Below are 5,282 nucleotides of genomic sequence, written 5' to 3'. Positions count from 1 at the left end.
TCTTTTCTTGTAATCATCCATAAATCCCCCTAAATCATGATAAATACAGTTAAATTATCCCATATTTATCAAAATTTAGGGGGGTAAAATAAGTGAATTATCTCGAAGAATTTTTACTCCTCAAAGCTGAAGTTCGAGGAATTTCTCAGAGCCACATGATTTTAGGAGGGCACAACATGGAAGTCTTTGCTGAGTTTTTAGCGGGGATTGATGATCCCTTGCACCGGGAAAAGACGGAAGAGGTGTTTACTTGGATCATGACTAAATATCCAAAATTAAAAAGAGAAATAAAATGGAATCAACCCATGTTTACTGATCATGGCACATTCATCATCGGCTTCAGCATATCCAAAAAGCACTTGTCCATCGCTCCTGAAAGCATAACGATTACTCATGTCGAGAATGATATTGTGAAGGCTGGCTATGACTATACAAAAGAGTTGATTCGTATCCCTTGGAAAGATCCTGTTGATTATCCCCTGCTTGAGAAAATGATTGATTTTAATATTCGGGACAAGGAAGACTGTTCAACTTTCTGGCGAAGATAAAAAATCGGTTAGCCCTTGGGAAGCATTTCAGGGCTTCTGAGCGGCTTAAAGGAGTGGGGAAATGCGAATTTTTCAGGATGTATTTTCAGTTTTTAAAAAAAGCGAGCTATTGTTTTTAGAAAGCTTCAGGGAGTCAGAGGATATATATACCTTCCTGTTTGAAAAAAAGGAAGATTTAACCTGGAAGGCAGGGCAGCATGGATTATTCAATATTACCCACAAGAAAATAAAAAATCCTACTCGGCCATTCACCGTCGCATCTGCTCCGGCAGAAAAAAATATTAAGGTAACGACGAGGATAAGCGATAACCCAAGTGATTTTAAGAAAGCAATGTTAGAATTAAAACCAGGGATGAAAATGAGTATGAGCGGGCCTGTAGGATCTTTTTATCTAAAAGATAACAGTCCATCACTCCTTATTGCAGGCGGAATCGGAATTACGCCATTTCGGTCGATAACAAAACAAATAGAACTGGAAGGGGATCGAAGCAGGGACCTTATCTACCTGCTTTATATGGACAGCAAAAAGCCACACCTTTATAAAGATGAACTGGACGGGATTGCTGATAAAACTTCCATTAGTATAAGTTACCTTGAATCAAGGAGTGACCTCCAAAAGGAGATAGATAAATTCACAACCTCCTATGGAAACAACGGTAAATATTTCATTGCCGGGCCAAAGTCAATGGTGGAATCGATTTCTGGCTATATAAAAGATAAAAACGTTCCAAAACAGAATATCAAAAAGGATGCATTTTTTGGATATTAGGAAATTAAAGATCCCTTGGGCAAATAGTTGGTCCGGGGATTTTTGTGCTTGTTTTTAATCAGGGCTAAGCGATGGGACCATTGATTGCCGAACAGTGGTTCATTATACATCAAGGGAGGAAAAAATGCTGATTTCACGAAAAAATTTTGCATTCACTGATTTTTCGCCCTGCTATACTAATAGAAAGAGCTTCTTCGATCGGTAAGAGAGGAAGACCAAATTGACGGATACCAGTTAATTAAAAAGGCAAAAGAAACATTACAATTGCCGATCAGACTGAACTTGTAGGTTATGTATGATAGAAGGTGACCAAGAATCTTTCTGTAATGATTACAGGTATGAGGGGGATAAAGAACAGGCCATGAATACAGGGTATTCGCAAATTAAGGGACTTAAAGCTTCAGTGAGAGGTTTCTTCGGAGGCTATTACAATGTGGAAGTAAATCTGACCACTCTTCAAGTTTCTTGGAGCTTTTGGCAGGGAGGAGAACAAGAATCCTTTGGAAAAACAATTCGCCCTGCCACAGCTAAGAAATTCTTGGAAGGATTGAAGAAGGTCAACTTGCTGAATTGGAGGGCTGAATACGTAGAACCGGGTGTACTTGATGGTACACAATGGAGTGTGGAGATCATTAGAGATGGGCAAAATAAAAAAATGCGTGGAAATAATCAGTATCCGGATGAATGGGCTGATTTTTGCAAACTAATAAGTAGAATTGCCGGGAAGGAATTTTCATAAGGCTTATTGAAAAACATTCACCAAAACAGTAACTTGCTCGCAATTCTCCTTGTGCTTGTCTCCCAAGGCTGCGCGCCTTGTGCTTTTCTTATTACCTAAAAGTAACGATTGAAAATCGGATTGGAAATGCTATAATAACAATATTCTACAATATAGGAATCACTCATATAATCGCTGGAATAAGGCCTGCAAGTTTCTACCGGTTTGCCGTAAACAAATCGACTATGGGTGGCAAGTGATTGGAAAAATAAGGTTTTGTGGAAATCTTGTTTTTTTCTATTTCTTTAAGAATTAAACTCGAAGACTTTGCTGCCCTGCTCTTAGAAAGGGGCGTCGTCTGCGAGTTTTTTGCATTTTAAATCAGTTAGTTGAAAGGGGACAACATTGTGAAGGCATTACAGAAGAAAATTGTGTCAGAGGGAAAAGTCTTGTCAGATACCGTGTTAAAAGTGGATTCTTTCTTAAATCATCAAATAGATCCAAATTTAATGAAGGAAATTGGCGAGGAATTTGCCGCCCGCTTTCAGGAAGCCGGTGTTACAAAAATTGTTACAATCGAGTCGTCCGGTATTGCTCCAGCAACGATGGCAGGACTTTTGATGAACGTCCCCGTTGTATTTGCGCGGAAAAGGAAATCATTAACGTTATCTGAAAATCTTTATACTGCTCAAGTCCACTCTTTTACAAAAAAAGAAACAAACGAAATTTCCATTTCCGGTGACTTTATTCAATACGATGATGTTGTGTTGATTATTGATGACTTTTTGGCAAATGGACAAGCGGTTTTAGGGTTGCTGGAAATGATTGAGCAAGCAGGAGCAAGACTCGCGGGAGTTGGAATTGTCATTGAAAAAGGTTTCCAATCAGGCGGTCAATTGATCCGTGATCGCGGAATTCGGGTTGAATCACTTGCAAATGTTGCCTCATTAAAAAATGGAAAAGTCGAATTTGCGGAGGATAGTTACACTTTATGAAAAATGCACTGAAGTCCACCACATTGGGAATCCAGCATCTTTTGGCTATGTACGCAGGTGCTATTCTTGTGCCGTTGATTATCGGAAATTCGTTGGGATTTGATCATAAACAATTAACGTATCTTGTGTCGATTGACATTTTGATGTGTGGAGTCGCAACGCTGTTACAAATCACAAGTAACCGATTTGTCGGAATAGGCCTTCCCGTTGTGCTTGGCTGCACATTTACTGCGGTTGGTCCAATTATAAAAATTGGTGAGGAATTTGGTATATCTGCTATTTATGGTTCCATCATTGCCTCTGGTTTGATCATTATGTTGATTAGTGGGTTTTTTGGCAAATTGATCAAATTTTTTCCGCCTGTTGTAACAGGTTCCGTTGTGACCATTATTGGAATTACGTTAATTCCAGTAGCGATCAATAATATGGGTGGCGGTCAAGATGCCGCAGACTTTGGGTCATTGTCGAATATTCTATTAGCTTTCGGGACCTTACTAACGATTATCTTAATTTTTCGTTTTTCCACAGGCTTTATTCGGTCCATCTCTATATTACTCGGTCTTGGTGTTGGAACAATTGCTGCCGGTGTCATGGGTAAAGTTGATTTTATGCCAGTACAGGATGCGGCCGTTGCCCAAATCGTAAGGCCCTTTTATTTTGGATATCCGACATTTGAATGGTCGGCCATCCTTACGATGACAATAGTTGGGATGGTATCTTTGGTAGAGTCTACAGGTGTTTATTTCGCTTTAAGTGATATTTGTGAAAAGAAGTTGAAGGAAAATGACTTGGCAAAAGGCTATCGTGCAGAAGGGCTGGCCTCCGTCATTGGAGGTCTCTTCAATGCCTTCCCATATACAACATTTTCGCAAAATGTCGGTCTGATTCAAATGTCAGGTGTTCGGTCTCGAAAAGTCATTTTGATTACGGGTTCCATGTTAATTGCCCTTGGATTCCTGCCCAAAATTGCCGCATTTACAACCATTATTCCAACATCTGTCTTAGGAGGTGCGATGATGGCGATGTTTGGGATGGTCGTTTCTCAAGGTATTAAAATGCTAGGTAAAATTATTTCCGATTCTCAAGAAAACTCGATGATTATTGCTTGTTCAGTCGGCCTCGGTCTTGGTGTTACAGTTGCTCCTGACTTATTTTCAGCACTTCCATCAGGATTGCAAATATTGACAAGTAATGGGATTGTTGCGGGCAGTGTAACGGCGATTGCGCTTAATATTTTATTTAATATGCTGCCAAATCGAAAACGGCAGGAAACTGTTGTTGCATCAAAGCGAAGCGCTTAAAAGATAAAAACTATGAGCAGGTTAATTCATTTTGAAATTCATGTAGATGACATGTAATAGGCAAAGAAGTTTGATCGAGATGGTCATTTTAGATTTTGCAGGAATTTCTTATTTTGGGGTATTAACAGGCGATGAAAACGAACCAGGAATTTATGCAGCGTCAAAGTGCTCTCTATGCCGTGCCGGGTGTTAAATATAAGGATTATTGAGTGGATCAAGTTGTTATTAACAAAGTAAAATAAGTCTAACATCCATGTTTGACTTATGATTTTTTCTTTGTTAATATTAAGAACAATTTCATATTAAATTCTATGACGAGAAAGAGTAGTTATGTTTATCTTATCTACAGAGAGTTGACGATTTGCTGAAAGTCAACGTTAAGACCATAGTGAAAATCCTCTCCGAGAAGCAAAGTTGAAAGTATATTAAACTTTGACGGCATTCTACCGATACCCAGGACACGTATGATAGTACGTAGTGAGATATTAACTGATTAACACCAACCACTACTGTGGTTTTTTTTGTTGGTTGAAGGTTTTATTCTGATATAAACTCGCCCCTGCGTATTTAGGGGCGAGTTTTTTATTAAAATGATAATGTTGAAGGAGTCGAGTGTTGAAAGGGAATTAAGAGTGCGTAAAAAATGGGAAAAGGATAGAACGTTCGAGCGTTCTATATCTAACCGAGAAGGAAGAGAGACCTATGTTTTTTATGAAGGGCCGCCAACCGCAAATGGGTTGCCGCATGCAGGTCACGCTCTTGGGAGGACAATCAAGGACTTTGTAGCAAGATATAAAACAATGTCTGGTTTTCAAGTTTTAAGAAAAGCGGGGTGGGACACACATGGCTTACCTGTGGAATTAGAAGTTGAAAAGTAAGCGTCAAATAAAACCCACATTCTGTTCATAGGTCATCCGTGCGATAATCTTCTTAGAAATCAATTCGGGAGGT

Annotated in this window: 5 protein-coding genes, 1 pseudogene, 1 riboswitch and 1 other annotated feature; all 6 genes and pseudogenes read left to right on the top strand. The window is 39.2% G+C overall.

Annotated features, from left to right (window positions below):
- Positions 1-176: 176 nt before the first annotated feature.
- Positions 177-548 carry an iron chaperone gene (locus AB1L08_RS21435; protein ID WP_413066637.1) on the top strand — a complete coding sequence of 124 codons (372 nt, stop codon included), beginning with the start codon at positions 177-179 and terminating at the stop codon, positions 546-548.
- Positions 549-609: 61 nt separating this feature from the next.
- Positions 610-1,317: an FAD-dependent oxidoreductase gene (locus AB1L08_RS21430; protein ID WP_413066636.1), complete on the top strand. Its 708-nt coding sequence runs from the start codon at positions 610-612 to the stop codon at positions 1,315-1,317.
- A gap of 295 nt (positions 1,318-1,612) precedes the next feature.
- Complete coding sequence (locus AB1L08_RS21425; protein WP_413066635.1) at positions 1,613-2,056, top strand: hypothetical protein; 444 nt, start codon at positions 1,613-1,615, stop codon at positions 2,054-2,056.
- Positions 2,057-2,199: 143 nt separating this feature from the next.
- A riboswitch (purine riboswitch) is annotated at positions 2,200-2,301 on the top strand.
- Positions 2,302-2,442: 141 nt separating this feature from the next.
- Complete coding sequence (locus AB1L08_RS21420) at positions 2,443-3,030, top strand: xanthine phosphoribosyltransferase (RefSeq protein ID WP_413066634.1); 588 nt, start codon at positions 2,443-2,445, stop codon at positions 3,028-3,030.
- Positions 3,027-4,331 (top strand): nucleobase:cation symporter-2 family protein, encoded by a 1,305-nt coding sequence (locus AB1L08_RS21415; RefSeq protein ID WP_413066633.1) that lies wholly within the window; start codon positions 3,027-3,029, stop codon positions 4,329-4,331. Before AB1L08_RS21420 ends, AB1L08_RS21415 begins: the two co-directional genes overlap by 4 nt.
- Before the next feature lie 302 nt (positions 4,332-4,633).
- Positions 4,634-4,853, top strand: a binding site (T-box leader).
- Positions 4,854-4,927: 74 nt separating this feature from the next.
- Positions 4,928-5,206, top strand: a pseudogene (locus tag AB1L08_RS21410) (class I tRNA ligase family protein); the annotation flags it as partial.
- Positions 5,207-5,282: the final 76 nt, after the last annotated feature.

Origin of the sequence: Siminovitchia jepli (assembly GCF_047228825.1) — a bacterium.
GTDB lineage: Bacteria > Bacillota > Bacilli > Bacillales > Bacillaceae_C > Siminovitchia.
This window is presented reverse-complemented; position numbering and strand designations above follow the sequence as displayed.